This window comes from Salinimicrobium maris, from assembly GCF_049680855.1.
GTDB lineage: Bacteria > Bacteroidota > Bacteroidia > Flavobacteriales > Flavobacteriaceae > Salinimicrobium.
This window is the reverse complement of record NZ_JBMPGS010000005.1, coordinates 16,990-43,295: the sequence shown is the minus strand read 5'-3', so window position 1 is coordinate 43,295 and position 26,306 is coordinate 16,990. Positions and strand designations below refer to the sequence as shown.

Below are 26,306 nucleotides of genomic sequence, written 5' to 3'. Positions count from 1 at the left end.
TAGAAATTCCAGATATTAGAACCTGAAAAAAGTTCAGGTTGACGTAAAACTGACTATAATGAAACATTTTTATATTAAATCGCTGCTTCGATGGCATTTCCGAAGAGATCCTGAAGGGAAATCCCGGCAGCTACAGATTGCTGAGGTAAGATGCTGGCTTCACTCAATCCCGGCGTGGTGTTCATTTCAATAAAATGCGCCTGGTTGTTATGAAATATAAATTCTGAACGCGTAAAGCCTTTCATTTTTAGCTTTTTGTAAATCAGTTCTGCCGCTTCCTGCACTTCTTTGGTTTGCTCTTCAGAAATGCGGGCCGGAGTGATCTCCTGGGACTTTCCGAGGTATTTGGCTTCATAGTCAAAAAACTCGTTTTCAGAAACTATTTCTGTCACCGGAAGTGCCAGCACCTTGCCTTCGTACATAACGACTCCAACAGAAACTTCGGTACCGTCCAGAAATGATTCGATGATAATTTCATCATCTTCCTTAAAAGCTGTTTTTACGGCAGGAATAAGATCTTCTTCAGTTTTTACTTTTGTAATTCCAAAGCTGCTACCGGCTTTGTTGGCTTTTACAAAGCAGGGCAAACCTACTTTTGCAAGAATTTCTTCAGCATTTACTTCTTCGCCTTTATTCAGAAAATAATTGCTGGCGGTTTTAATTCCGTAGGGCTTTAAAACGCTAATGAGATCCCGTTTGTTAAATGTGAGTGCCGCCTGGTAGAATCCGCAGGTGGTTTGGGGAATCCCTAGCAGCTCAAGATATGCCTGTAAAAGGCCATTTTCGCCAGGTGTTCCATGAATCGTATTGAAAACGCAGTCAAAGGAGATTAATTTTCCCTTGATCGTAACGGTAAAATTGCTGCGGTTAATGGGATAAGGAGTGTCATCATCTGCCACCACAAACCATTCTTTTTGAAGAATGTGAACTCTGTAAGGGTTGTAATTGCTGCGGTCAAGATTCTTGTAAACTACATTCCCGCTGTTGATGGAAATGCGGTGTTCACTCGAATATCCGCCCATGGCGATGGCAATATTTTTCTTCATCACAAATAATAAAGATTAAGTTTCGTTAACAAAAGTAGGACTATAAAATGAATGTCTGCAAAACCACCTGATTTTATATCTTTGTTTTTTTTAAAACCTATGAATTTTATCAAATTCCTTTTTAGCAAAACCTTTTTAATTCAGCTGCTTTTAGCTGTTTTAGCTGTGGTTTTAATCGTTTTTATTTTACTGCAGTGGCTGGATTACAGCACCAACCAGGATCAACGTATAGAAGTTCCTAATCTTGCGCGCCTTTCTCTGGACAGGGTGGATGCTACGCTTGACGAACTTGAATTGCGCCGGGAAATTCTGGATTCGGCCAACTACAATCCCGATTATCCGCCGTATTCGGTGATAGACCAGGTGCCGCTTCCGGGGAAACATGTGAAGGAAAATCGTAAAATTTATCTTACTCTGAATCCTTCTGGTTTTCGTACCATTGAAATTCCGGAGAATTTGATCCGGCGAACCAGAAGGCAGGTAGAACCTACATTGCGTTCCCTTGGTTTTGAAATAGGAACGGTCACTTATAAACCTGACGTTGCCAAAGATGCCGTGCTGGAACTGCGGCATGAGGGGCAGGAACTTAAACCTGGAATGAAGCTGAAGGAAACATCAAAGATTGACCTTGTTTTAGGTGATGGATCTGGCAGATATGAGATGGAAGAAGAGGAAAGTGAGAATGTGAATGAATTTGAAAGCGAGGAATATGAGCTCTGAAAATAGCAAGCCTGAACCTGAAGAAACTGATGATGAACTTTATGAGCATCACAAATTTGTAGCCGATAAAGGTCAACAGCCGTTAAGGGTGGACAAATTCCTGATGAATTATATTGAGAAGGCGACCCGTAATAAGATTCAAACCGCCGCCAAAGAGGGTAATATTCATGTAAATGAAGTTCCTGTAAAATCGAATTATAAAGTAAAACCGGGAGATGTGGTGCAAGTGCTTTTCGAGCACCCGCCCTATGAATTTTTACTTACGCCTGAAGATATTCCGCTTGATATTGTCTATGAAGACGATGCCTTGCTCGTGGTGAACAAGCCGGCAGGAATGGTGGTGCACCCGGGGCATGGAAATTACAGTGGAACCTTGATCAACGCCCTGGTATATCATATCGAAAACCTTCCTCAGAACAGCAGTGAACGCCCGGGATTAGTGCACCGGATTGACAAAGATACCAGCGGATTGCTGGTAGTTGCCAAGACGGAACAGGCAATGACGAAACTCTCCAAACAGTTTTTTGACAAAAGCAGTGAACGCGAATACGTGGCCCTGGTTTGGGGAAATGTGGAAGAAGACGAAGGTACTGTAGAAGGAAATATTGGACGTCACCCAAAAAACCGACTTCAGAACACCGTCTATCTTGGAGAAGAGGAAGATAAAGGGAAACCCGCGGTAACTCATTACAAAGTGCTAGAACGCCTTGGTTATGTGACGTTAGTGTCATGTAAGCTGGAAACCGGAAGAACGCATCAAATTCGGGTTCATATGAAGCACATCGGCCATACACTTTTTAATGATGAGCGCTACGGCGGAGAAAAGATCCTGAAAGGAACCACCTTTACAAAATATAAGCAGTTTGTAGAAAATTGCTTCAAAATTCTTCCGAGGCAGGCATTACACGCAAAAACTTTAGGATTCAAGCATCCGGTTTCGGGCGAGTGGATGAGCTTTAACACTCCAATTCCCGAAGATATGCAGCAGTGTATCGAAAAATGGCGTAACTACTCTAAGAATCAGAAGGAATTTATTGAATAGTAGCTGTTTCAGTTAATCTCCCAATCTTATTTAATAGCTAAAAATAATTCTCTTTAGAAAGAAGAGTTTAAATAGCCTTTTTCAATACCTTCATCAAAAAGCAAGATTTAGAAGGCTTTTCTAAATAGGACAGGAAGTACTATTTTAGTGGCTGAAACTAAAACCACTTCGGAAAATCTTCCTATATGAAAATTGTTATTTCCCCTGCAAAATCTCTTGATTACAAAACGAAATTACCCACAACGCGCGGAACCCAGCCTTCATTTTTGGAGCGAACAGCCCAAGTTAATCGGAAACTGGCGCGCATGTCTAAAAAAGAAATTTCAGAATTAATGGAGATTAGTGATAAACTTGCAGATCTCAATCATCAGCGTTACCAGGAATTTGAAGAAGTTCATAACAAGAAGAATTCCAGGCCGGCGGCTTATGCCTTTGCAGGTGATGTTTATACGGGGCTGGAGGCCTATACCATTCCTGCAGAAAAGTTGGACGATCTTCAAAACACGCTGCGAATTCTTTCCGGCTTCTATGGAATCCTGAAACCACTTGATCTTATTCAGCCATACCGACTTGAAATGGGGACAGATCTCCAGGTAGGAAGAAAGAAGAACCTCTATGAACTTTGGGAAGAAGATATTACCACATTCCTTAATAACGAACTGCAGGAGGATGAGCTGTTTGTAAATCTCGCGAGCCAGGAGTACTTTAAAGCTGTAGATACAAATAAATTAAAAGTGCCTGTTATCACTCCCGTATTTAAGGACTTTAAAAATGGCAAATTAAAGATCATTTCTTTTTATGCTAAAAAAGCTCGTGGTTCAATGGTGCGTTATATAATTGATACAGGTGCACAAACTGTGGAGGATATTAAAGATTTTGATTACGATGGCTATAGATTCAGTGAGGAGGAGTCGGGCAAATCAAACGAGCTTGTCTTTACTCGTTGATATAAAGCAATCAATTTTTGTTAAAATATTTTAAAAAGGAGGTGTTTCACCTCCTTTTTTTATTTTATCTTCTTCTAAAATCAGGATTTTATATAACTTAGGAAGTTCAGTCAAAATCAACTATAAAAGCATTACAAAAGGATGAAAATAAACAAGGTTTTAGTAGCAAACAGGGGTGAAATTGCTATTAGGGTTTTTAGAGCCTGTACCGAGATTGGTATTCGCACCGTAGGTATTTATACTTACGAAGATCGTTACGCACTGCACCGTTACAAGGCCGATGAATCCTACCAGATAGGTGCCGAAAATGAACCTTTAAAGCCTTATTTGGATATTGATGCGATCATTAAAGTTGCTAAGGAAAATGGCGTTGATGCCATTCATCCGGGTTACGGTTTTCTTTCTGAAAATGCTGAATTTGCCCGAAAGTGTGAAGAAAACGACCTCATTTTTGTGGGGCCTAAAGTTTCGGTGCTGCAATCTTTGGGTGATAAAGTAAGGGCCAAGGAAGTGGCTGTTCAAAATGAGGTTCCTATCATTCAAAGTAGCGAAAAAGATTTAGATAGTGTGGAAACCGCTTTAACTGAAGCTAAAACTATAGGTTATCCTGTAATGTTAAAAGCCGCTTCGGGAGGTGGTGGCCGCGGAATGCGGGTCATTCGGGATGAAGATCAATTGAAAAGCGCCTTTCCGGAATCTAAAAGAGAAGCCAAAAATGCCTTTGGAGATGATACTGTTTTTCTTGAGAAATTTGTTGAAAATCCGAAGCATATAGAGATACAGATCGTGGCCGATCATCACGGAAATATGGTCCACTTATTTGAAAGGGATTGTTCTGTGCAACGTCGCTATCAAAAAGTAATAGAATTCGCGCCTTCCTTCGGATTAAATGAGGAGACGAAGCAAAAATTGTATGATTATGCGCTGAAAATATGTAAAGCGGTCGACTACAATAACATAGGGACCGTCGAATTTTTAGTGGATGACGACGGAAGTATTTATTTCATAGAAGTAAATCCGCGTATCCAGGTAGAGCATACGGTTACAGAAATTATTACAAATATTGATCTTGTCAAAGCCCAGCTTTTCATTGCCGGCGGATATAAATTATCTGACAAACAGATAAAAATTGAAAGCCAGGAGTCCTTAAAAACCAATGGTTTTGCCCTGCAATGCCGTGTTACTACCGAAGATCCTACCAATGATTTTAAGCCCGATTACGGGACCATCACAACATACCGAAGTGCTTCAGGTTTTGGGATAAGACTGGATGCGGGAAGTATTTATCAAGGGGTTTCTATTTCACCGTTTTTCGATTCTATGCTGGTGAAGATTTCTGCCAGCAGCCGGACCCTGGATGGTGCGTGTAGAAAAATGCGCCGTGCTCTGGCTGAATTCAGGGTGCGTGGAGTAATGACCAACATTGGTTTCCTGGACAATATTTTAAAACATCCCACTTTTAGAAATGGAGATGTTACAGTAAATTTTATTAAAGAGCATCCGGAATTGTTTGATATTAAAAAGGGTAGAAACCGGGCCACTAAAATGGTACAGTTTCTTGGGGATATCATAGTCAACGGAAATGAGGATGTCAAAAAGCCTGATTTGAAGCGGACTTTTATAAAACCCGTCGTGCCTTCTTTTGATAAAACAGGTGATTATCCAAAAGGCACTAAAGACCTGCTTACAGAATTTGGACCTGAAAAGTTCTCACGCTGGTTGCTCCACGATGGTAAAATACATTTCACAGATACTACGATGCGGGACGCGCATCAAAGTCTGCTCGCAACCCGTATGCGAACTACAGATATGATGAAAGTAGCAGAAGGTTTTGCAAAGAACCATCCCGAAATATTTAGCTTAGAAGTATGGGGAGGGGCAACTTTTGATGTGAGCATGCGATTTCTTAAAGAAAATCCGTGGGAGCGTTTGAGGCTGCTTCGTAAGGCCATGCCAAATGTGCTGCTGCAAATGCTGTTACGTGGTTCCAATGGAGTCGGCTATACCGCATATCCCGATAACCTGATCGAAAAGTTTGTGGAACAGGCATGGGAGAATGGAGTAGATGTTTTTAGGATTTTCGATAGCTTGAACTGGATGGAATCCATTGCGCCGTGTATAGAATATGTGAGAAAGAAAACCAACGGACTCGCAGAAGGGACGATTTGCTATACCGGAGATGTGATGGATCCAAATGAGACTAAATATAATTTGCAGTATTATGTTCAAATGGCGAAAGATCTTGAAAATGCCGGTGCTCATATTCTCGGGATTAAAGATATGGCGGGAATATTAAAGCCCGATGCCGCTTTTGAGCTTGTTTCTTCCATAAAATCAAACGTGCACATTCCTGTGCATCTTCATACGCACGACACTTCTTCCATACAGGCTGCTACTTATTTAAAAGCTGTGGAAGCGGGGGTTGATGTAATAGATGTCGCACTTGGAGGACTATCAGGATTAACATCTCAGCCAAACTTTAATTCTGTTTTGGAGATGCTTAGGTTCCATGACCGCGGAAGAAAAATTAATTCAGAAAAACTGAATGAATACAGTCAGTACTGGGAAGCAGTAAGACGTTATTATTATCCATTTGAATCTGGGTTACAGGCGGGCTCGGGAGAAGTTTACAAACATCAGATTCCTGGCGGTCAGTATTCCAATTTGAAACCGCAGGCAGAATCTCTGGGGCTGGCCGACAGATTCCACGAGATCACCGAGATGTACAGTAAAGTGAACGATCTTTTTGGAGATATTATTAAAGTAACCCCAAGTTCAAAAGTAGTAGGGGATATGGCGCAGTTCCTTGTGAGTAACAATTTGAGTATTGAAGATGTAATGGAACGGGGAGAGGAGATTTCCTTTCCAAAATCTGTAGTAAGTTTTTTTCGGGGAGAATTAGGTCAACCCCATGGCGGATTTCCGGAGAAAGTGCAAAAGATCATTTTGAAAGGAGAAGAACCTTATAAAGGAAGACCAAATGCTCACCTCGAGCCGGTAGATTTTGAAACGGAATTCAAGGAATTTGAACGCACTTTCAAGGAAGGGTTGGGCAGAGAAGTTGACATTACCGATTTTCTTTCCTATAAATTATATCCAAAAGTATTTACAGATGCATACAACCACCACGTAAAGTATGGAAGTGTTATCAACTTACCTACGAAGAATTTTTTCTATGGCATGACACCCGGCGAAGAAATTATTGTAGAGCTGGACAGAGGGAAAACCTTGTTGATCCAGCTTATATCTGTCGGTGATGCTAATGAAGATGGAATCGTGAAGATTTTCTTTAAAGTAAATGGGCAAACTAGGACCATTGAGGTGCAGGACAAATCTGTAAAGGTGGAGAAGGTAGTTCATCAAAAAGTAGATAAAGGAAACAAGAAAGAAGTGGGAGCACCACTTCAGGGTTCTTTATCTTCAATTTTAGTGGAATCTGGCCAAAAAGTGGAAAAAAACCAACCATTATTTGTAATTGAAGCTATGAAAATGGAAACAACAATAACCGCTAATTCTGAAGGGGAAGTTGATAAAATAATACTGAAGGAAGGAACCATGGTATTTGCAGATGATTTGGTGATAGTAATGAAGTAAAATTCTTCCAACTCCCGAAGAGGAAGAAAAGTGAAGGTGTATATAGTGACGCTGTCAAGGAGTAAGAACAGCGTCACTTTATTGCAATTTTCGAGAATATTTAAAATCAGCAAATATTTAAATTTTGAAGTCCCCAATAATGTTCCATCATAAACATCCTTACCCTCCTTTTATTCCTGAAAATGCGACAAAACTCATTGTTGGTACTTTACCGCCACCAAGGTTTACCACCGGGGAATTAAAAGAAGGCGATGTGGATTTTTGCTATGGAAGCCGCGACGGACTCTTATGGAAAGTAATAGATGAAGTTTTTAATCTTGATTTAAAATATGAAACCACGGCAAAAGCAATTGAACAGCGGGAAAATTTTTTGATCAAAAACAAGATCGGGATTTGTGATACAGTAGAAAGTTGTCGTCGGGATAAGATCGATGCTTCCGACCTGGGAATGCAGGAAGTGGAGTTAAGGGATATTGTAAAGGTCCTTAAAAAACATCCTGCAATTCATACCTTGCTTTTCACAGGAGGAAACAGCAAAAACGGTCCGGAATTCTTCTTTCGGAAACTCCTGAAAAAATACGATCTAAAATTGAAGGTAATTGCCAATGATGTGCCTCGAATTCATCAATTTGTGTTGGATGGAAGACTTATAAATACGGTTTCTTTGACCGCGCCATCAGGTTCTGCCAATAGGGCTATTGGAAGCATGGAACTTTATAAACAATTAAAAAAACAAAACCCTGATTTCAATACAATTGATTTCAGGGTTTTGCAATACCGTCAGTTTCTCGAAGAAGACTAAATGGGATCTTTTTGTTGTGGATTTTTGACTTTTTCTGGCCTTACATTAAATTTCTTACGCTTAGGCCTTAATTTTCCAAAAGTACCAATCGAGATTTTTCCTCTTTTGGACTTTTTGTCTCCTTTTCCCATTACTTTTTATTTTGCTGGTCTTTAATAGTTTCATCGTCAATATCAAAATCGTTTGTTTCAATATCGCGATTTCCTATTTCGCCACTCAATGGGTCGTTATCACTTCGTCTCTTTTCTTTTCTCTGCTTGTGTTTATCTTCTATCTGTCCCATAATTTCATTTTTTAAATTCTCTCTAATTTAAGAAAAGAACAGCGTTTTTGACACTATAGGCCTGTTATAAGAAGGTTAAACTATCGCAAGGCTTTAACAAAATCTAGAATTTTATCAACACCGTGGTGAGAAAGGTGCTTTATAAAAGCACTTCCAATAATGGCACCTTTAGAATATTCTGTAGCCTGTTTAAAGATCGCCGGACTGTTAATTCCAAAACCAACAATTGTTGGTGTTTTTAGCTCCAAATTGGAGATTCTCTTGAAATAATCTATCTGCTCATCACCAAACCCAACCGTGCTTCCGGTAACGCTGGCGCTGCTCACCATATATATAAAGCCGTTGGAAACAGAATCAATAAATCTAATTCTTTCTTCAGATGTTTGGGGAGTGATCAAAAATATTGGAATCAAATCATATTTTTCAAAAATATCCTGGTAATGGGTTGTATACTCTTCCACCGGAAGATCGGGAATGATAAGGCCGTCTATTCCTGTTTCTTTACATTTCTGGCAAAATTTCTCAACACCATACTGAAGAATCGGGTTAAAATACCCCATAATGATCAACGGAATATTCACCTTTTCTCTGATAGTGGAAATTTGGCTGAACAGCTTATTTGTGGTCATTCCGTTCCTTAAAGCAGCTTCGGAACTCTGTTGAATGGTGGGCCCGTCTGCCAATGGATCACTAAAAGGAAGTCCGATTTCGATCATATCCACCCCGCTCTTTTCGAGCGCTTCAATAATATTGACGGTATCTTCTATTTCTGGATATCCAGCTGTGAAATAGATGGAAAGCAACTTCTGGCTTTCCTGTAATTTTTGGTTGATGCGGTTCATATTTTCAATAGTTGAGAAGAGGTTTAAAGTTTTTTTCAAACTGAACTTTTTCAGCTTCTGTAAAGAGCCTCTCGATATTTTTGATCCTGAAATAAAATCAGGATGACATCTAATTTCTATAAATTAAAATGTTCGATATACGTATTTAAATCTTTATCGCCACGTCCCGAAAGGTTGATCACTACAACATCATCTTCCTTGAATTTTCGGGTTTCAAAAATGGCAAGTGCGTGGGCAGTTTCAATCGCCGGAATAATTCCTTCCAGTTTTGATAAAACCAATCCGGCATCCATTGCGTCTTTGTCGGTAACGGAAATAAATTCCCCTCTTCCCGTGCGATAAAGATTAGCGTGCATGGGGCCCACTCCGGGATAATCGAGTCCAGCTGAAATGGAGTATGGTTCAGTAATTTGTCCGTCTTCGGTTTGCATCAGCAGGGTTTTACTTCCGTGGATGATCCCTTCTTTTCCAAGAGCTGAGGTGGCGGCGCTTTTTCCGGAAGAAACACCTTCTCCTGCTGCTTCCACAGCGATGATCCCAACTTTCTCATTGTCCAGGTAATGGTAAAACATGCCGGCAGCATTGCTTCCGCCGCCTACGCAGGCAACCACGTAATCTGGATTTTCACGACCTTCTTTTTCTTTCAGCTGTACTTTCACTTCTTCGGAAATAACACTTTGAAAACGTGCTACCATATCTGGATAGGGATGCGGTCCAACCACAGATCCTATAATGTAATGAGTATCTACAGGATTATTGATCCAGTCTCTTATCGCTTCATTGGTAGCATCCTTCAAAGTACGACTGCCCGATTTTGCCGGAACCACCGTAGCTCCCAGCATTTTCATTCGTGCAACATTAGGTGCCTGCCGTGCAATGTCGATCTCGCCCATATAAACCACACATTCAATCCCCATAAGTGCACAAACAGTGGCTGTTGCAACGCCGTGCTGGCCTGCACCTGTTTCGGCAATTACACGGTTTTTTCCGAGTTTCTTTGCCATCAGGATTTGCCCAATGGTGTTGTTCACCTTGTGCGCCCCAGTGTGACAGAGGTCTTCCCTTTTGAGATAGATCTTTGTGTTATATTTTTCACTGAAGCCTTCGGCAAAATAAAGCGGAGTAGGACGGCCTACGTAATCCTTCAAGAGCTGTTTAAATTCCTTTTGAAAAGATTCTTCTTTCATTATTTCGAGGTACTGCGTACGCAGCTCTTCCACATTGGGGTACAGCATTTCAGGAATATAAGCTCCTCCAAACTCGCCGTAATAGCCTCGCTCATCTACTTGATAAGTTGTTTTCATTATATATTTTTTACCGTTGGGATTGTTCTTTTTAATTTTTTCAGAGTTTCCATGTTTTTAAAACCAGGTGCTGTTTCAAACCGACTGTTTACATCAATGCCGTAAAATGTCTTCGGAAATTGAAATTTTTTTAATCTCGCCATTTCTTCAAGTCCAATGCCGCCACTTATGAAAAATGGCGTTTCGGAAGGATATTTTTTCAGCACTTCCCAATCGAAAGTAATTCCGTTTCCGCCTTTAGCTTTGCCTTTGGTGTCAAAAAGGAAGAAATCCACCTTGCCTTCATATTCCTGAAGAATATCGAAATCAAAGGAATCTTTCACCGAAAATACCTTGATAATTTCAAGATTTTCAGCCTTCAGGGTAGCGCAAAATTGCGGACTTTCATTGCCGTGTAACTGAACTGCCTGTAACTGATGTCTCCTGACCTTTTCGAGAATGAAATCTATGGAAGCATCCACAAAAACACCTGTTTTCTTAATATTCTTATCGATGTTGGGAATTTCAGCATCAAAATTCCGCGGAGATTTTTCAAAAAAGATAAATCCCATATAATCTGGCGGCAGTCCTGCCACCTGTTGGATGTTTTCTGAAAATTTCATTCCACAGACTTTTAACTTCAAGCCCTTTTCTTCGGAAAAAGTAGGAAGTGGATTAAAATTTCTATTGTTCGAGCTGGCGTTCATCTCCAATTTTTATCTTTTCAATTCCCTGATAAATTCATCTGCACTTTTTCCAGGATCTTCGGTCTTCATAAAATTTCCGCCAATCAAGAAGCCTTGAAAATGGTATTTTTGAAGATCTTTTATGGCGGCTGTGCTGCTAATTCCGCTTTCGGAAACCTTCACAAATTCTGAAGGGATTTTTTCTGATAATTCTTTGCTAATATTAGTGTTTACTTCAAAAGTTTTCAAATTTCGGTTGTTCACGCCAATCATATCTATGGAAGGCATAATGGATTTTTGAAGTTCTTCCTCATTGTGAACTTCCAGCAAAACATCCATTCCCAGGCTTTTCGCCAGTTCAGAAAATGCCTTGATTTCCTCCTTTTTGAGAAGGGCAGCGATCAATAGAATCACATCTGCACCAATGGCTTTAGATTCAAGGATCTGGTATTCGTCGATCATGAAATCCTTTCGAAGGATAGGAACTTTCACCTCTTCACGAGCGGCAAAAAGATCATCCATAGAGCCGCCAAAATAAATCTCATCGGTTAGCACAGAAATTCCAGATGCTCCGGCTTTTTCATATTCTTTCGTAACCTGTTTTATATCGGCATTCAGGTTAAGTTCAGGGACAGAAGGGGACCTCCGCTTAAATTCTGCTATAATCCCTGTGTCGCTTTCCCGTAACCGTTGACTTAAGGAAACGCATTTTCTGTTGAAGCCCGGCATCATTTCCAGGTCTTTTGCTGATAGTATTTCTTTGTTTTCCTGTACTTCCTTTCGCTTGTCGAGCGCTATTTTTTCTAAAATATTCATCTTTTGAATCTGTATTTCTGTGAATGGCAAAATTTAGTTACGGCTAATCTCCTTCAGTTTGTTAAAGGCTAAAAGTCCTTTCCCTGAAAGCAGGGATTCTTTTGCCTTTTCAAAACCTTCTTTTGGAGATAAATCTTTAGCCGTTGCAATTGCCATTCCGGCATTGGCACATACTACATTATTTTGAGCCGCTGTTCCTTTTCCGCTGAGGACATTCATAAAGATTTCGGCGGCAGACTCAATTGAACTTCCGCTTGCAATATCCTCTTCGTTTATTTCTGAAACTCCAAAATCCTGAGGTTTTAATATTCCTTCAGATCTATTGGATATAATTTTTGTTTTTCCTGTTAGGGAAATTTCATCATATCCATCCAAAGCGTGTAAAATAGTAAAGTTTTTATCCGTTTTCTGATAAAGATAGCCATACATTCTGGCAAGTTCAAGGTTGAAAACTCCAACTACCTGGTTCTTCGGAAATGCGGGATTCACCATGGGTCCCAGCATGTTAAAAAAGGTCTTTACACCCAAATTTCTACGGATAGGTGCCACTTTTTTCATCGCCGGATGAAAAAGTGCGGCGTGTAAAAAACAGATTCCTGCTTCGCTGATGCTTCTTTCCAGGAAATCTTTTTCATTACTGAATTTGATTCCAAGGTATTCCATCACGTTGGAACTTCCACAACTGGAGGAAACTCCATAATTTCCATGTTTCGTAACGTTGACTCCGGCACCTGCTGTTACAAAAGATGAAAGGGTGGAAATGTTGAAAGTATCCTTTCCGTCACCTCCGGTTCCGCAGAGATCGATAGGATTGTACTGGTCAAGATCAATCGCAATGCACATTTCCAGCAGTGCATCACGAAAGCCTTCAAGCTCTTCAATGGTGATGCTCCGCATCATATATACAGTAAGAAAAGCGGCAATTTGACTTTCATTGTAGTCACCCTGGGAGATTTTTACCAAAGCTTCTTTTGCCTCCTCTTTCGAAATGGTTTCGTGATTTATGAGTCTGTTTAGTAACTGTTTCATAGTCAAGCCACCTCTAACTCGCCCAAAGTAGGAGGATTTGAGGTGTTATTTTAGTTATAATTTAATATTAGGTTCAGCATTTGCAGCGTCTGGGTCTTGGGATAATGCGGGGTTGGGGCTGTTTACCCAATTTTCAAGCATTTTTTTACCCTGAGGTGTTAAAACCGATTCCGGATGAAATTGCACGGCCTTTACATCAAAATCCCGGTGACGCAAAGACATCACCTGTCCGTTCTCATCATAGGAAGTTGCTTCCAGGCAATCGGGAAGTTTTCCGTCAACCACCCAGGAATGGTAGCGGCCGACTTCCATCTCCTGTTCCAATCCCGAAAATAAAGACTCGTCCTGCACACAAACTTTTATTTTTGAAGCCACTCCGTGAAATACATCAGGAAGATTCTGAAGTTTTCCTCCAAAAACTTCTCCAATGGCCTGTTGTCCCAGACAAACTCCAAAAATGCTTTTTGAAGGCGCATATTTGGAAATGATATCCTTTAAAAGTCCGGCTTCATCAGGAATTCCCGGGCCTGGGGAAAGGAGAATTTTATCGTATTTTTCGACTTCTTCTAAAGTAAGTTCATTATTACGTCTCACCGTCACCTTGCAGCCTAAATCTTCCAGGTAGTGCACCAGGTTGTACACAAAAGAATCGTAATTATCTATTACTAAGACCGAAGGACGAGTTTGTTCCTTAATAGAAGGGCGTGAATTTAAAATATTGTTGTTCATAATGTCATTTTTGGCACCCCTACTGGGGCAGGACGTCAAATTTCTTCCGCTATTTTTAATGCTTTTGTAAGGGCTCCAAGTTTATTATAAATTTCCTGAAGTTCGTTTTCTTCTTTAGATTCTGAAACAATTCCCGCTCCCGCCTGAAAGTGTAACTGGTGGTTTTTACTTAAAAACGAGCGGATTACAATGGCATGATTAAAATTTCCTTCAAAATCCATAAATCCAATAGCGCCGCCATAAAAATCCCGATTTACTGTTTCGTACTTTTCAATAAGCTGCATGGCCTTGTGTTTGGGTGCACCACTTAAAGTTCCTGCTGGGAAGGTGTCCGCAACAACCTGCATCGTACTTGTGTTGGTATGTTTTTTACCGGTTACCTTACTAACAAGGTGAATGACATGCGAGAAAAACTGGATTTCTTTATACTTTTCAACTTTAACATCACTGCCGTGCCTGCTTAGATCATTGCGGGCAAGATCAACCAGCATCACGTGTTCGGCATTTTCTTTTTCATCTGCAGCCAATCTCTTGGCACTTTCGGCATCTTCTTCATCATTTCCGGTACGTTTAAAAGTTCCGGCAATTGGATGGATTTCTGCCTGTCCATCCTTTACCACCAGCTGTGCTTCGGGAGAGCTTCCGAAGATCTTAAAGTCGCCATAGTCAAAGTAGAATAAATAAGGTGACGGATTCACATTTCTTAGAGCGCGGTATACATTAAATTCATCTCCTTTGAAATCCTGCGAAAAGCGGCGGGAAAGGACCAGCTGAAAAACATCTCCGCGGTAACAATGCTCCTTCGCTTTTTCTACATTCTTTTTATAGTCTACATCTGTGATGTTTGAAACGGGTTTTCCTTCCGTAGAAAAATTATAGGTTGCGAAATTCTTTACCTTTAGAAGTTGTTCGATCTGCTCCAGGTTATTTCCTGAATTATAATTATGGTCGAAAATATAAGCTTCGTTATTAAAATGGTTGATTGCAATGATATTCTGGTAAACCGCATAATAGATATCCGGGATCTTCAAGTCCTTATCTTTTTTAGAGATCGCCACATTTTCAAAATAGCGGATGCCGTCATAGGCGATATATCCAAAAAGACCTTTGTTGATGAATTTAAAGTTATTGTCCTCGGTTTTAAACCTTTTTGAGAAGTTGTGGATCGCTTCAGGAATATTTATTTCTGAAGTTATTTTAGTTTCAGTCCTCGTCTTATCTGGGAAAGTTTGGGTAAGGAGTTCATTTTCGATCTTAATAGATGCGATGGGATTACAACAAATGTAGGAAAAGCTATTGTCGCTACCGTGGTAATCACTGCTCTCCAGCAGCAAACTATTTGGAAATTTATCCCTTATTTTCAAGTAAACACTCACTGGGGTAATGGTGTCTGCAAGAAGTTTTTTAAAGGTGCTTTTTAATTGATACATTATTATATTTTAAATAAGGACATAAAAAAAGGCTTGTCGTGATGACAAGCCTTTGTATAATTTTTACATACAGGAGGTTTTGCTCACGACGATTGACGTAAGTTGTTCCACCACCAGCTATGTACTAAATTTATTTTCATTTGAATGACAAATATAAAGATCAAAATTTTTAAAACAAACTTTTTGCAAAGTTTTAAGCATAAACTTTCGGCATCAAAAGGAGATTTCAAGATGTTGTTCAATCCCGTATAAATAGGTTTCTTATATTTGTATAGCACGGAAGCACTGTGTTGAAATTGAATTAAAAATGAATAACGGAAATAGCTATGAAAGATTTGACCAAAGAAGAGTGGAAGAAACAAATAAGCGGTGATGACAACGCAATGATCCTGGATGTAAGGACCGAAGAGGAAGTGCAGGAAGGATATATCCCAGAATCAAAGAACATTGACATTTATAAAGGACCTGAATTTGTAAGCGAAGTGGAAAAGCTTGACAAATCGAAGAACTACTATGTCTATTGCCGCTCCGGAAAACGCAGTGCTCAAGCCTGTACCATTATGGATCAAATGGGGTTTGAGAATACGAATAACCTGCAGGGCGGTTTTATGGAATGGGATGGCGATGTTCAGCAATAATTAGCGGAAGCACAAGTTCTATTAATCCAGATTTGAGCTTATACATTCAAATAAACCCGAGGCCGAAAAGTATTCGGGTTTCTTTTCAATATACTAGATACTAAGGAAGCTGCACAAGGTTGAACTATGACAGGAAATAGACAATTAGGAAGGTCCATCCTGCCATTAAAAAGAGTCCGCCCAGTGGAGTGACCGGCCCCAGAAAAGTCATTTTTTTTCCTTTTGCACTGGAAATAGTAAGTGCGTAGATGCTAAAAGAAAAAAGAATAGTCCCCACGATAAAACACCATCCTGCAATCTTCTCTATCGTACCTGAAAAATTAAGCTGAAAGCCAATAATTAGCAAAACCAAGGCGTGGTACATTTGGTATTTAACTCCTGTTTCAAAACTCTTCATTTGATCTTCGGAAAGTATTTTCTTTAAAGCATGTGCTCCAAAAGCTCCAAAAATAATCGTGAGTGCTCCAAAGATTGTTGATGACATCAATACAAATTCATTCATAGAGACGATTTTGCGGTAAAGTTCGGAATCATTAACTGTATTTATGTTTAAAAATTTGATGTATGGGATATTGCTGATCTTAGGAAAATACTTACTAGTTTGGCTTTTTTATGAACTTTTTTGCTAAAGTTTGGTAGATACTAAATTGGATATTTAAAGATATGAAAAATAGATTCAACTTTTTAAAATACATAAACATCTGTTAATCAATAATGTAAACTTCCAATTTCTCTAACCCAAGGACAAAGAAATTTTCTTAAAAAGTTTAATAAGGAGCAGGTATGTTTCGCATTTGCGTATAACTTGTAGGAATTTTCTTTGATTAACTTTTTATTAACAACTTGCGAGGTAATTATTTGGATTCATAGTGAAAAGATAGCTAGAATCAAGCTAAGCCTTTTTTTCTTTCAATAGCGAGCATCAAGCATCTAATTAAGCTGTTTAACCTTTTGTAGTATAAAGATAAAAACGTGCATTTAAGCGAAGAGAAAATAATATTCTGAACAAACAAAAAAATCTATTGTAGATGAATATAAGGTGATTATGTTAAAAAGCATATAATAATTTAATTTAAATGTACTGGGGAAGTGTAAATTTAGAAATTATATAAAGGTTATTTTAAATAATAATAAAATTAATAATAAAGATCATATTTAGAAAACATTAACATGGTGAAATTCTGGTATTTAAGAATTATTTATACTTTTAAATATATGAAAAAGTCATTCCCCTTTTTTTTCATGCGTCTGTAAAAGACATTGTAGAATGCCTGTGAGAACATTTATGTGACTCACCCGGCGAAGCCATGAGACGATCTTCTCGACGTATTTTCTCCCCTATTATAATTATACTGTTTAAACCAAGTTAACAAATATTGACTTTCTTAAAAATTCTGGTTATCAGAAACTGGTTCCATCATAATTCTATGTTGGAATTGTAATTCCCCCTTTAATTATTTTCATCTCAAGTAAGTAATACAAGTGTTACTTACAATGCGATAGCTTTTTAAAAATTTGATTGAAGGATAAGCTTAATATTAAATAAATTTTCATTTACGCCGAGAATCTTCGGTAAAAATTTAAATGAATATGTGGTACGTACTATTTACAAGGGCTAAAGCAGAAAAGAGAGTTGCTGATACTCTTAGAAAATTAAATTTTGAGGTGTATTGTCCTATGACTACTGAGGTGAGACAATGGAGCGACCGAAAGAAAAGAATAACCGTTCCTCTTTTTCGCTCCTATGTTTTTGTCAAGCTAAAGGAGAAAGATAGGGAAAAGGTGTTTGAGGTTCCCGGAGTGGTGAGGTATCTCTACTGGTTGGGCCGACCTGCCATCGTGAGGGATCGCGAGATTGAAGTAATACAGCAATGGTTAGGAGGTGAGGAGCTTGAAGAGGTTTCAATAAGTCATTTATCTCCAGGTGACAAAGTGATTATCGGGTCAGGTGCGTTTAAAGATGAGGAAGCTATAATACAAGAAGTGGGGACAAAAAGAACGAAACTCATTCTTCTGGGGCTGGGTTGTACTGTGAATGCAAAAACGCGGGAGGTTTTGGGCAATGTGGTATAGCTGGGAATTTATACTTGTTGCTTTATATGAAAAAGAGGAAATGTGTAAAGTTGATACTTTATTTCAGCCGATTTTACATTCCCATTTTCTGATGCAACAGAAATTATTTCTCTGAATCATTCAAAAGAATTCTTTGCTTTTAGAGGTGATTGTAACATAATAGATTCACTTTGTTAATCTCTAAAATCACTTCGCAAATATTTATAATTTCCTCAGTATCATGAATGGAACTGTCATGTTAATTTAAGCAATAAAAAATGAAAATAGCATTAATAACAGGAGTAACTGGCCAGGACGGAGCTTACCTAAGCGAATTTCTTTTGAATAAAGGATATGTCGTCCATGGTATTAAACGTCGTTCCTCTCAGTTTAATACTGAACGGATAGATCATTTGTACCAGGATCCCCACGTGGAGAATCGCAATTTTATCCTGCACTACGGCGACATGACCGACAGCACGAATCTTATTCGGCTCATCCAGACTATTCAACCTGATGAGATCTACAACCTCGCGGCCATGAGCCATGTGCAGGTTTCCTTTGAAATTCCTGAATACACAGGAAATACAGATGCGCTGGGTACTCTTAGAATTCTGGATGCTGTAAGATTGCTCGGACTTGAAAAGAAGACCAGGATTTATCAGGCTTCCACTTCGGAACTCTACGGAAAAGTACAGGAAGTTCCGCAAAATGAGACCACACCCTTCTATCCCAGAAGTCCGTATGCAGTGGCAAAATTATACGCCTACTGGATAACGGTGAATTACAGAGAGGCTTACGGAATGTTTGCCTGTAATGGAATATTGTTTAACCATGAGTCACCCATGAGGGGTGAAACTTTTGTTACCCGAAAAATAACCAGGGCTGCTGCCAGGATTGCTCTGGGACTGCAAGACAAGCTCTATCTGGGGAATCTTGATGCTCGACGGGACTGGGGCCACGCTAAAGACTACGTGCGCATGATGTGGATGATTTTGCAGGCAAACGAGCCTGAAGACTGGGTGATTGCCACCGGAATAACTACAACTGTTAGAGATTTTGTGAGCCTGGCCTTTGCAGAAGTGGGAATGCAGTTAAAATTCGAAGGAGAGGGTCCTGCAGAAAAAGCCTATATAATGTGTTGTACTAATCCGGAGTACCAAATTGCGGAAGGAACAGAAGTGTTGGCAGTAGATCCCCGATATTACAGACCTACAGAGGTGGAGCTGTTGGTGGGAGACGCGACTAAAGCAAAAACTAAACTTGGATGGGTTCCAGACCACGACCTCCATTTTCTTGTAAAGGAAATGATGCATCATGATCTTAATTTGATGCAAAAGGAAAATAGTCTCAAAGAATCAGGATTCAGGGTACTGAACTACTTTGAGTAAAGAAGTCCAAATGATAAAAAGTAAGATAATATTCAGAACATATCCGCGACCGTTAGCTTACCTAAATTGATAGAAAACAAATTTTTTTAACTGGAAACATTGTTGAGCCAAATTGATAAAAATGAAAACAGATTCCAAAATATACATTGCAGGACATCGCGGTCTTGTGGGGAGTGCCATCTTCAATGACTTGAGGAAAAAGGGGTATTCTAATCTAATAACCCGTACCCGGCAGGAGTTGGATCTTACAGATGCAAAAGCCGTCTCCTGTTTTTTCGAAAACGAAAGACCTGAATGCGTCTTTCTCGCCGCTGCACGTGTGGGAGGAATTATAGCTAACAATATTTACAGGGCAGATGCAATTTATCAGAACACAATGATCCAGACTAACGTGATCCATGCAAGTTACCTCCACAAGGTGAAGAAACTTATGTTCTTTGGGAGTACTTGTATTTATCCTAAAGACAGTCCTCAACCTATAAAAGAAGAATACTTACTTACCGATACTCTTGAATATACCAATGAGCCTTATGCCATAACAAAAATAGCTGGTATTAAAATGTGTGAAAGTTATAACCTTCAGTATGGTACTAACTTCATTTCTGTAATGCCAACAAACCTTTACGGGCCGAAAGATAATTTCGATCTTGAGAAATCTCATGTTTTGCCAGCACTTATCCGGAAGATGCATTTAGGAAAAGCCTTGGAAAACAACGATTGGGAGGCTATAGCAGATGACCTGAATAAGAGACCAATAGAAGGTGTTGATGGCAGTCAGGGTAAAAAAGAGATTATAAAGATCCTTCACAAGTACGGAGTTCGACGTGCTAAGGATTCAGACATGCAATTGGGCGGAGGTGTAGAATCAGATACTTCTGTGGCTATCGAAATTTGGGGCAGTGGAAAGCCCCTTCGTGAATTCCTGTGGAGTGAGGAAATGGCAGATGCCTGTGTTTTTTTGATGGAAAGGTATGATTTTCAGGATATTGTAGAACTTCAGGAAAAAATGAATGGGTTCATCAAGGAAGTAAGAAACACCCATATTAACATAGGAACCGGAAGGGAGATATCAATTGCGCACCTGGCAGAAATTGTAAAAGTGATCGTAAAATATAAAGGAAAGCTGTTTTTTGACACCTCTAAGCCTGATGGTGCTTTTCGAAAACTTACAGATGTCTCCAGGCTCAAAGCATTGGGATGGAAATACGACATCGAGCTGGACGAGGGGGTATACAGGCTTTACATGTGGTATAAGTCCAGTGTGTACAACTCAACTTCCATAAAGCTTTAAACTTCACAGCTGTCTTTTTATAGAGTTAAAGATTACCTCTCGGCAGCTTTTCATACTCACTGTAAATAAAACCATCTCATGATAAACGTTGGAATTATAGGATACGGATACTGGGGACCAAACCTGGTAAGAAATTTTTTTGCGGCAAAGAACTGCTGTGTCAAATCTGTGGCTGACTTTCGTTCTGAAAGGCTACAGCAACTGGAGCGCTCCTTTCCGTCTGTGAAAGGAGTGAAAGATGCCCGAGATGTCATTCATGACCCGGGAATCGACGCTGTAATTATAGCTACCCCTGTTTTTACACATTTCGAACTTGCCAGGACAGCAATTCTTGCCGGAAAAAATGTGTTATTGGAAAAACCCATGACGTCTTCTGTAGAAGAGGCTGAAATATTAATAGATCTGGCCGAGCAGAAAGGAGTGCTTCTTATGGTGGATCACACCTATCTATATACGGGAGCTGTAGAGAAAATGAAGCAGCTAATCGATCGCAGGGAATTAGGAACTGTAAAATATTTAGACTCTACCAGGATAAACCTGGGATTATTTCAATCAGATATAAACGTGTTGTGGGATCTTGCGCCCCACGACCTTTCGATCTTGAGGTACCTGGTAGGGGAACAGCCTTACAGTGTGAATGCACGGGGTATTACCCACACTGAAAACCGGATAGAGAACATAGCCTATCTCACGATAAATTTTGAATCCGGACTTATTGCTCATTTCAATTGTTCCTGGAGCAGCCCTGTTAAGGTGAGAATGATGCTGATTGGTGGAGATAAAAAGATGATTCTTTTTAATGACCTTGAACCTACAGAGAAAATAAAAGTGTATGATACGGGATATAGTTATGCAACAGATGAAGAAAAGAAGCAGGTTCTGGTAGATTATAGAACAGGAGACATTTTTGTCCCTAAAGTCGCAACTTCGGAGGCTCTATTGAGTATGGCGGAAGATTTCATTAGTTGCATTGAGCACAAAAACACACCGAGATCCTCCTCATACCTTGGCTTGGATGTAGTACGTATTCTGGAAGCTTCTACTAAATCCCTTCAAAGCCATGGCAAAGAAGTCGTATTAGAACCTTCCTGTGCTACAGCCCTTATTCACTCATAATAATCTACAATATGGAAGTAATAACAGTTGAGAATGAGAAGCAAAGTCTCCAAAATGTGAGCTTGGGCAAGGGAGTAAAAATCTACAATTTCGTAAATGCTTATGGATGTAGTATTGATGACGGTACTAAAGTGGGCACTTTTGTTGAAATCCAGAAAGGAGCCACCATTGGTAAAAACTGCAAAATATCGAGTCACTCATTTATTTGTGAAGGGGTTCACATTAAAAACAATGTGTTCATTGGTCACAACGTGACTTTTATCAACGATAAATTTCCAAGGGCTACGAATGAAGACGGTTCTATGCAAAGTGAGGCTGATTGGCAGTGTATGGAAACTCTCGTGGAAGAAGGTGCTTCCATTGGTTCAAGTGCCACCATTCTTTGCGGAATTAAAATAGGAAAGAAAGCTATAGTTGGCGCTGGTGCTGTGGTTACCCGGAATGTTCCGGAAGGAGCTGTTGTGGCGGGTAATCCAGCCAGAATCATTAAACAGAATAGCGAAGTTTTGATAAAACATGATTGAGATTCCCATAGAAGTATTACCAGAGGACTTATAAGCAGAAAGCATCCTTAAAATCCCTTTTTTCAATAGTGTTTAAATAGAAGAATATGACTGTATTACAAAAAAATATTAGTAAGATTCAGTGTCTGGATCTAAATCGTCAGCATGAGAGTATCAAGAGCGAGATATTTACAGCTTTTGAGGAGGTATATGATCAGACCGCTTTCTCGGGAGGTTCTTTTGTGGAAAATTTTGAAAAGGATTTTGCCGGTTTCTGCCGTACAAGATTTGCGGTCGGGGTCAATAATGGAACTTCAGCGCTACATCTTGCTCTCCTCGCTTTGGGAATTGGACCCGGAGATGAGGTTATAGTACCTGCCAATACGTTCATAGCAACAGCCTGGGCTGTTACTTATGCAGGGGCCACTCCTGTTTTTGTTGATTGCAGAGAGGATACATGGCAAATAGACGCTGAAAAAATAAATGAGAAGATCACCACAAAAACGAAGGCTGTTATTGGAGTTCACTTATACGGGCAGCCATTCGACGTAGCCGCAGTGTCACAAACGTGTGAGAGTAACGGACTTTATCTTATAGAGGACGCTGCCCAGGCTCATGGTGCTCTGTATAAAAAGCAGGCTGTTGGAGGTTTTGGAGAAATGGGCTGTTTCAGTTTCTATCCCGGTAAGAATCTAGGTGCCTATGGGGAAGGAGGTGGTATTACAACAAATAATGAAGAATATTACACTCACCTGCTTAGTTTAAGGAACCACGGATGTGTGGTGCGATATTACCATGACGAAGTAGGATATAACATGAGAATGGGAGGACTTGAAGGAGCTTCGCTTCGGATAAAGCTAAAGTATCTGCCTTCCTGGAATAATCGCAGAAGGGAAATAGCTAAACTTTATCAGGAACAGATAAATAACCCCAAAATAAAAATGCAGTTTCAACCGTCTTGGGCAGATTCGGTATATCATCTTTTTGTGATCTGTACTGAGGACAGGATGGATTTACAAAGATATTTGAACGAACATAATATTCATCCGGGTTTTCATTATCCGGTGTCTTGTCACCTGCAAAAAGCATATTCAACTCTAAACTATCAACAAGGGGATATGCCTCATGCAGAATATTTGGCGAGTCATTGTATTTCTCTTCCCATGTATGCAGAAATGACAGAGGAGGAAGTGAGCAGGGTTATTGAGGTGCTTAACCTTTATTGATCATGACTCGCAAAAAACTGGTGCTTTTTCCCTTTAATGGAAACGCTATTGAGGCGCTGGATTGTCTGAATACATCAGAATATGATTTTCTGGGTTTCCTAGATGATGACACTAATAAATCTGCACCGGAATATGAGATTCTTGGAAGAGATATACTGCAGCATAAGGAGATCCATCTTTTGGCAGTACCTGGCAGCCCCCAGAGTTTTTTGAATAGAAAAGAGTTAATCTCTTCTTTAGTACAAGATCAAGACAGATTTATAACTCTTATTCATCCTACAGCTCATGTAGGCCGAGGAGTGACAATTGGAAAGAATTGCCTCATAATGGCAGGAGTAGTACTTACCAGTAATGCTGTTATAGGCGATCACGTGTGTATCCTGCCTAATTCCGTTATACATCATGATTCACAGGTGCAGGATTACACATTGATCGGAAGCAGCGTAGTGGTGGCAGGGGGTACCTTAATTGGTAGAAATTGCTATATCGGCAGTGGGTCGACTATCATTAACGGAATAAGAATCGGGGACACTTCTCTAGTAGGAATTGGAAGTAACGTACTAAAAGATGTTGACTCCGGATCAAGAATGGTGGGTAATCCCGCCCGAAACCTAAATCTTGTATTAACTGATCCTAACTTCAAATGAAAAACAGTAAAAATATTTTAATTACCGGGGGAGCGGGATTCATAGGATCCCATTTGACTGATAAACTACTGGAGGAAGGTTATCAGGTTACTGTACTGGATAATTTAATAAACGGGTCTTTAGAGAATCTTTCCAACGCATTAAAATCTCCAGATTTTAACTTCTTAGAAGGAGACATCCTTAATGCGGAAACTTGCAGGCAGGCATTACACGGGATAGATTTCGTATTTCACCTTGCATGTCTGGGAGTGAGAAATTCTATCCACAGTCCTTTTAATAATCACCGGGTCAATGCCGAAGGTACTCTAAATGTTTTGGAGGCAGCCAGAGCCGGAAATGTGGAACATTTCTTTTATATTTCAACTTCAGAAGTGTATGGCCGTACTACCTCTTTTCCTATTACAGAAGGTTCCCCAACGAATCCACTAACCGTCTATGGAGCAAGTAAACTCGCGGGAGAACACTATACCAGTGCCTACCTGGAATGTTACGGGCTTCCTGTCACCATCTTTAGAATTTTTAATAATTACGGACCACGAGCTCATTTCGAAGGAGACGCAGGTGAGATCTTACCTAGAAGTATTGTTAAGATCCTATTCGACAAGCAACCTGTGCTGTTTGGAGATGGCAGTGTCACGCGGGATTTCTTTTACGTCAAGGATACTGCAGCAGCTCTATACCGTTTCTTGGAAATAGTCAGGGAAGGAAATTCTCAGGATCTTGCAGGGCAAACCTTTAATATTGGTACAGGAGTAGAAATTTCAATGAAACAGTTGCTCACCCGCCTTCTCGTTATGATGCAAAAGAACAATTTAGGAATAGAATATTTACCGGGAAGACCAGCTGATGTTCCCAGGTTATGGGTGAAGGCTGATAAGTTTTTTAATATTACCGGTTTCAAAGCACAATATGATTTTGACAGCGGCCTGGAAGAAACCATAAATTTTTACAAAGATAAATTAAGATCACCTGAGGTGCTTAGCGAAATAGAAGAGTTCAACTGGATAAAAGAAAAAATATGATACCTCTTGCCAAACCTTATTTAACCGTAGAAGAGGCCCGGGCGGCATACGATACCATCCTTAGTGGTTGGATTACGCAAGGTCCCAGGGTTCAGGAGTTTGAGGAGAAATTTGCAACATATACAGGTGCGCCTTATGCAGTAGCGGTTTCCAATTGCACTACAGCCTTACATCTTTCAATGATCGTTGCAGGAGTAGGGCCTATGGATGAAGTTATTTGTCCTTCTTTGAGCTATATTGCAACTGCCAACGCTATTAAGTATGTAGGTGCTACACCCGTTTTTGCAGATGTACTGAAGACCAGCAATAACTTAGATCCTGTTGAAACAGAAAAAAAGATAACTTCTAAAACCAAGGCAATTCTTCTGGTACATCAACTCGGTATGCCAGCAGATATTGAAGCTTTTCAAGAGTTGTGCGGGAAATATCGACTGCAATTAATTGAAGATGCTGCCTGTGCTGCAGGTTCTCAATACAAGAATAAGAAAATTGGGTCTCATTCTGAATTGGTCTGTTTTTCCTTTCATCCACGAAAAGTAATTTCCACTGGGGACGGAGGGATGATTACTACCAATCGGAAAGATTATTACGAGCGGCTTAAACTTCTTAGGCAGCACGGAATGTCTGTGAACGACCGGGTGCGACACGAGGCTGATAAACTGATTTTTGAGGAGTATCTGGAGGTGGGCTACAACTATAGGATGACCGATATTCAGGCAGCCGTGGGCATACACCAACTAGAAAAGCTGGATTGGATTGTTAAGGAGCGCAGAAAAATTGCAGCTATATATGATGAGGCTTTTCGCCATATACCAGGTGTCATCCTTCCAAGAGAAGAGGCTGGTTTCTACAGCAACTATCAGTCCTACAGTGTGTATCTCTCTAAGGATTTTTTAATCGATAGAAATACGCTCATGCAGGGATTGCTGGATGCCGGCATTGCGAGCAGACGAGGTGTAATGACCATCCACCGCGAAAAAGCATATAAACAGAGCGAACAGGATGTCCTGCCAGTTTCTGAAGACGTGAATGACAGATCTATTATTTTACCCCTCTTCGTGCCAATGGCTCCGGAAGAGGTACAGCAGGTTGTTGATGTTTTCCTCAGGCTCATCTCCCCGGTCCCGGTTTCCACAGAAGTTGGCCCATGATTTTGAACGCTCCGGAAAAG

The 26,306-nt window shown here is 40.0% G+C and carries 26 protein-coding genes; 15 read left to right on the top strand and 11 right to left on the bottom strand.

Annotated features, from left to right (window positions below):
- Nucleotides 1-74: 74 nt before the first annotated feature.
- Entirely contained in the window at nt 75-1,046 is a 972-nt protein-coding gene (locus ACOV1Q_RS13805; RefSeq protein WP_424494990.1) for a D-alanine--D-alanine ligase, read from the bottom strand.
- A 99-nt stretch (nt 1,047-1,145) separates the two neighbouring features.
- Between ACOV1Q_RS13805 and ACOV1Q_RS13800 the strand changes: the two genes are divergently transcribed.
- The 5 genes from ACOV1Q_RS13800 to ACOV1Q_RS13780 all read left to right on the top strand — a co-directional run bounded on the left by ACOV1Q_RS13800 (nt 1,146) and on the right by ACOV1Q_RS13780 (nt 8,151).
- Entirely contained in the window at nt 1,146-1,766 is a 621-nt protein-coding gene (locus ACOV1Q_RS13800; RefSeq protein WP_424494989.1) for a PASTA domain-containing protein, read from the top strand.
- Nucleotides 1,756-2,808 carry an RluA family pseudouridine synthase gene (locus tag ACOV1Q_RS13795; protein ID WP_424494988.1) on the top strand — a complete coding sequence of 351 codons (1,053 nt, stop codon included), beginning with the start codon at nt 1,756-1,758 and terminating at the stop codon, nt 2,806-2,808. Before ACOV1Q_RS13800 ends, ACOV1Q_RS13795 begins: the two co-directional genes overlap by 11 nt.
- A gap of 185 nt (nt 2,809-2,993) precedes the next feature.
- Nucleotides 2,994-3,755 carry a peroxide stress protein YaaA gene (gene yaaA, locus ACOV1Q_RS13790; protein WP_424494987.1) on the top strand — a complete coding sequence of 254 codons (762 nt, stop codon included), beginning with the start codon at nt 2,994-2,996 and terminating at the stop codon, nt 3,753-3,755.
- Between the two features lie 141 nt (nt 3,756-3,896).
- Nucleotides 3,897-7,349 (top strand): pyruvate carboxylase, encoded by a 3,453-nt coding sequence (locus ACOV1Q_RS13785; RefSeq protein ID WP_424494986.1) that lies wholly within the window; start codon nt 3,897-3,899, stop codon nt 7,347-7,349.
- A gap of 139 nt (nt 7,350-7,488) precedes the next feature.
- Nucleotides 7,489-8,151: a uracil-DNA glycosylase family protein gene (locus ACOV1Q_RS13780; protein ID WP_424495158.1), complete on the top strand. Its 663-nt coding sequence runs from the start codon at nt 7,489-7,491 to the stop codon at nt 8,149-8,151.
- On the opposite strand, the gene ACOV1Q_RS13775 is transcribed toward ACOV1Q_RS13780, so the two are convergent.
- From ACOV1Q_RS13775 to ACOV1Q_RS13735, 9 genes are all read right to left on the bottom strand, one after another.
- Complete coding sequence (locus ACOV1Q_RS13775; RefSeq protein WP_424494985.1) at nt 8,148-8,282, bottom strand: 30S ribosomal protein THX; 135 nt, start codon at nt 8,280-8,282, stop codon at nt 8,148-8,150. The genes ACOV1Q_RS13780 and ACOV1Q_RS13775 overlap by 4 nt on opposite strands.
- A complete protein-coding gene (locus tag ACOV1Q_RS13770) occupies nt 8,282-8,434 on the bottom strand; it encodes a hypothetical protein (protein WP_424494984.1) in 153 nt (50 codons plus the stop codon). The genes ACOV1Q_RS13775 and ACOV1Q_RS13770 overlap by 1 nt, the downstream gene beginning before the upstream one ends.
- An 80-nt stretch (nt 8,435-8,514) precedes the next feature.
- Entirely contained in the window at nt 8,515-9,276 is a 762-nt protein-coding gene (trpA, locus tag ACOV1Q_RS13765; protein WP_424495157.1) for a tryptophan synthase subunit alpha, read from the bottom strand.
- A gap of 116 nt (nt 9,277-9,392) precedes the next feature.
- On the bottom strand, nt 9,393-10,580 hold the full coding sequence (gene trpB, locus ACOV1Q_RS13760; protein WP_424494983.1) for a tryptophan synthase subunit beta: 1,188 nt from the start codon (nt 10,578-10,580) through the stop codon (nt 9,393-9,395).
- Nucleotides 10,580-11,182 (bottom strand): phosphoribosylanthranilate isomerase, encoded by a 603-nt coding sequence (locus ACOV1Q_RS13755; protein ID WP_424494982.1) that lies wholly within the window; start codon nt 11,180-11,182, stop codon nt 10,580-10,582. The genes trpB and ACOV1Q_RS13755 overlap by 1 nt, the downstream gene beginning before the upstream one ends.
- A 93-nt stretch (nt 11,183-11,275) precedes the next feature.
- Nucleotides 11,276-12,061: an indole-3-glycerol phosphate synthase TrpC gene (gene trpC / locus ACOV1Q_RS13750; RefSeq protein WP_424494981.1), complete on the bottom strand. Its 786-nt coding sequence runs from the start codon at nt 12,059-12,061 to the stop codon at nt 11,276-11,278.
- Nucleotides 12,062-12,094: 33 nt separating this feature from the next.
- A complete protein-coding gene (trpD, locus tag ACOV1Q_RS13745) occupies nt 12,095-13,090 on the bottom strand; it encodes an anthranilate phosphoribosyltransferase (RefSeq protein WP_424494980.1) in 996 nt (331 codons plus the stop codon).
- Nucleotides 13,091-13,144: 54 nt separating this feature from the next.
- Nucleotides 13,145-13,819 (bottom strand): anthranilate synthase component II, encoded by a 675-nt coding sequence (locus ACOV1Q_RS13740; RefSeq protein ID WP_424494979.1) that lies wholly within the window; start codon nt 13,817-13,819, stop codon nt 13,145-13,147.
- A gap of 35 nt (nt 13,820-13,854) precedes the next feature.
- Entirely contained in the window at nt 13,855-15,249 is a 1,395-nt protein-coding gene (locus ACOV1Q_RS13735; RefSeq protein ID WP_424494978.1) for an anthranilate synthase component I family protein, read from the bottom strand.
- A gap of 326 nt (nt 15,250-15,575) precedes the next feature.
- On the opposite strand from ACOV1Q_RS13735, the gene ACOV1Q_RS13730 reads away from it, so the two are divergent.
- Complete coding sequence (locus tag ACOV1Q_RS13730; protein WP_424494977.1) at nt 15,576-15,887, top strand: rhodanese-like domain-containing protein; 312 nt, start codon at nt 15,576-15,578, stop codon at nt 15,885-15,887.
- A gap of 124 nt (nt 15,888-16,011) precedes the next feature.
- Here ACOV1Q_RS13730 and ACOV1Q_RS13725 read toward each other — a convergent pair whose 3' ends face one another.
- A complete protein-coding gene (locus tag ACOV1Q_RS13725; RefSeq protein WP_424494976.1) occupies nt 16,012-16,389 on the bottom strand; it encodes a DUF423 domain-containing protein in 378 nt (125 codons plus the stop codon).
- Nucleotides 16,390-17,477: 1,088 nt separating this feature from the next.
- Between ACOV1Q_RS13725 and ACOV1Q_RS13720 the strand changes: the two genes are divergently transcribed.
- From ACOV1Q_RS13720 to ACOV1Q_RS13680, 9 genes are all read left to right on the top strand, one after another.
- Nucleotides 17,478-17,960 carry a UpxY family transcription antiterminator gene (locus ACOV1Q_RS13720; RefSeq protein WP_424494975.1) on the top strand — a complete coding sequence of 161 codons (483 nt, stop codon included), beginning with the start codon at nt 17,478-17,480 and terminating at the stop codon, nt 17,958-17,960.
- A 257-nt stretch (nt 17,961-18,217) separates the two neighbouring features.
- The gene (gene gmd / locus ACOV1Q_RS13715; protein WP_424494974.1) at nt 18,218-19,330 is read left to right on the top strand and encodes a GDP-mannose 4,6-dehydratase; all 1,113 of its coding nucleotides are present in this window, start codon (nt 18,218-18,220) and stop codon (nt 19,328-19,330) included.
- Nucleotides 19,331-19,451: 121 nt separating this feature from the next.
- Nucleotides 19,452-20,621, top strand: coding sequence for a GDP-L-fucose synthase family protein (locus ACOV1Q_RS13710; RefSeq protein WP_424494973.1), 1,170 nt, complete (start codon nt 19,452-19,454; stop codon nt 20,619-20,621).
- Nucleotides 20,622-20,699: 78 nt separating this feature from the next.
- Nucleotides 20,700-21,737: a Gfo/Idh/MocA family protein gene (locus ACOV1Q_RS13705; protein WP_424494972.1), complete on the top strand. Its 1,038-nt coding sequence runs from the start codon at nt 20,700-20,702 to the stop codon at nt 21,735-21,737.
- A gap of 11 nt (nt 21,738-21,748) precedes the next feature.
- Nucleotides 21,749-22,261, top strand: coding sequence for an acyltransferase (locus ACOV1Q_RS13700; RefSeq protein ID WP_424494971.1), 513 nt, complete (start codon nt 21,749-21,751; stop codon nt 22,259-22,261).
- Between the two features lie 86 nt (nt 22,262-22,347).
- Nucleotides 22,348-23,466, top strand: coding sequence for a DegT/DnrJ/EryC1/StrS family aminotransferase (locus tag ACOV1Q_RS13695; protein WP_424494970.1), 1,119 nt, complete (start codon nt 22,348-22,350; stop codon nt 23,464-23,466).
- A 2-nt stretch (nt 23,467-23,468) separates the two neighbouring features.
- Nucleotides 23,469-24,113, top strand: coding sequence for a NeuD/PglB/VioB family sugar acetyltransferase (locus ACOV1Q_RS13690; protein ID WP_424494969.1), 645 nt, complete (start codon nt 23,469-23,471; stop codon nt 24,111-24,113).
- On the top strand, nt 24,110-25,135 hold the full coding sequence (locus ACOV1Q_RS13685; protein WP_424494968.1) for a dTDP-glucose 4,6-dehydratase: 1,026 nt from the start codon (nt 24,110-24,112) through the stop codon (nt 25,133-25,135). Before ACOV1Q_RS13690 ends, ACOV1Q_RS13685 begins: the two co-directional genes overlap by 4 nt.
- Nucleotides 25,132-26,286 carry a DegT/DnrJ/EryC1/StrS family aminotransferase gene (locus tag ACOV1Q_RS13680; protein WP_424494967.1) on the top strand — a complete coding sequence of 385 codons (1,155 nt, stop codon included), beginning with the start codon at nt 25,132-25,134 and terminating at the stop codon, nt 26,284-26,286. Before ACOV1Q_RS13685 ends, ACOV1Q_RS13680 begins: the two co-directional genes overlap by 4 nt.
- Nucleotides 26,287-26,306: the final 20 nt, after the last annotated feature.

Coding starts and splice junctions, on each gene's coding strand:
- trpB (WP_424494983.1), bottom strand. CDS start 10,580: ATGAAAACAACTTATCAAGTAGATGAGCGAGGCTATTACGGCGAGTTT.
- ACOV1Q_RS13690 (WP_424494969.1), top strand. CDS start 23,469: ATGACTCGCAAAAAACTGGTGCTTTTTCCCTTTAATGGAAACGCTATT.
- ACOV1Q_RS13710 (WP_424494973.1), top strand. CDS start 19,452: ATGAAAACAGATTCCAAAATATACATTGCAGGACATCGCGGTCTTGTG.
- ACOV1Q_RS13685 (WP_424494968.1), top strand. CDS start 24,110: ATGAAAAACAGTAAAAATATTTTAATTACCGGGGGAGCGGGATTCATA.
- ACOV1Q_RS13720 (WP_424494975.1), top strand. CDS start 17,478: ATGTGGTACGTACTATTTACAAGGGCTAAAGCAGAAAAGAGAGTTGCT.
- trpC (WP_424494981.1), bottom strand. CDS start 12,061: ATGAATATTTTAGAAAAAATAGCGCTCGACAAGCGAAAGGAAGTACAG.
- gmd (WP_424494974.1), top strand. CDS start 18,218: ATGAAAATAGCATTAATAACAGGAGTAACTGGCCAGGACGGAGCTTAC.
- ACOV1Q_RS13725 (WP_424494976.1), bottom strand. CDS start 16,389: ATGAATGAATTTGTATTGATGTCATCAACAATCTTTGGAGCACTCACG.
- ACOV1Q_RS13680 (WP_424494967.1), top strand. CDS start 25,132: ATGATACCTCTTGCCAAACCTTATTTAACCGTAGAAGAGGCCCGGGCG.
- ACOV1Q_RS13695 (WP_424494970.1), top strand. CDS start 22,348: ATGACTGTATTACAAAAAAATATTAGTAAGATTCAGTGTCTGGATCTA.
- yaaA (WP_424494987.1), top strand. CDS start 2,994: ATGAAAATTGTTATTTCCCCTGCAAAATCTCTTGATTACAAAACGAAA.
- ACOV1Q_RS13780 (WP_424495158.1), top strand. CDS start 7,489: ATGTTCCATCATAAACATCCTTACCCTCCTTTTATTCCTGAAAATGCG.
- ACOV1Q_RS13755 (WP_424494982.1), bottom strand. CDS start 11,182: ATGAAATTTTCAGAAAACATCCAACAGGTGGCAGGACTGCCGCCAGAT.
- ACOV1Q_RS13740 (WP_424494979.1), bottom strand. CDS start 13,819: ATGAACAACAATATTTTAAATTCACGCCCTTCTATTAAGGAACAAACT.
- ACOV1Q_RS13795 (WP_424494988.1), top strand. CDS start 1,756: ATGAGCTCTGAAAATAGCAAGCCTGAACCTGAAGAAACTGATGATGAA.
- ACOV1Q_RS13800 (WP_424494989.1), top strand. CDS start 1,146: ATGAATTTTATCAAATTCCTTTTTAGCAAAACCTTTTTAATTCAGCTG.
- ACOV1Q_RS13770 (WP_424494984.1), bottom strand. CDS start 8,434: ATGGGACAGATAGAAGATAAACACAAGCAGAGAAAAGAAAAGAGACGA.
- ACOV1Q_RS13775 (WP_424494985.1), bottom strand. CDS start 8,282: ATGGGAAAAGGAGACAAAAAGTCCAAAAGAGGAAAAATCTCGATTGGT.
- ACOV1Q_RS13705 (WP_424494972.1), top strand. CDS start 20,700: ATGATAAACGTTGGAATTATAGGATACGGATACTGGGGACCAAACCTG.
- trpA (WP_424495157.1), bottom strand. CDS start 9,276: ATGAACCGCATCAACCAAAAATTACAGGAAAGCCAGAAGTTGCTTTCC.
- trpD (WP_424494980.1), bottom strand. CDS start 13,090: ATGAAACAGTTACTAAACAGACTCATAAATCACGAAACCATTTCGAAA.
- ACOV1Q_RS13735 (WP_424494978.1), bottom strand. CDS start 15,249: ATGTATCAATTAAAAAGCACCTTTAAAAAACTTCTTGCAGACACCATT.
- ACOV1Q_RS13805 (WP_424494990.1), bottom strand. CDS start 1,046: ATGAAGAAAAATATTGCCATCGCCATGGGCGGATATTCGAGTGAACAC.
- ACOV1Q_RS13700 (WP_424494971.1), top strand. CDS start 21,749: ATGGAAGTAATAACAGTTGAGAATGAGAAGCAAAGTCTCCAAAATGTG.
- ACOV1Q_RS13785 (WP_424494986.1), top strand. CDS start 3,897: ATGAAAATAAACAAGGTTTTAGTAGCAAACAGGGGTGAAATTGCTATT.
- ACOV1Q_RS13730 (WP_424494977.1), top strand. CDS start 15,576: ATGAAAGATTTGACCAAAGAAGAGTGGAAGAAACAAATAAGCGGTGAT.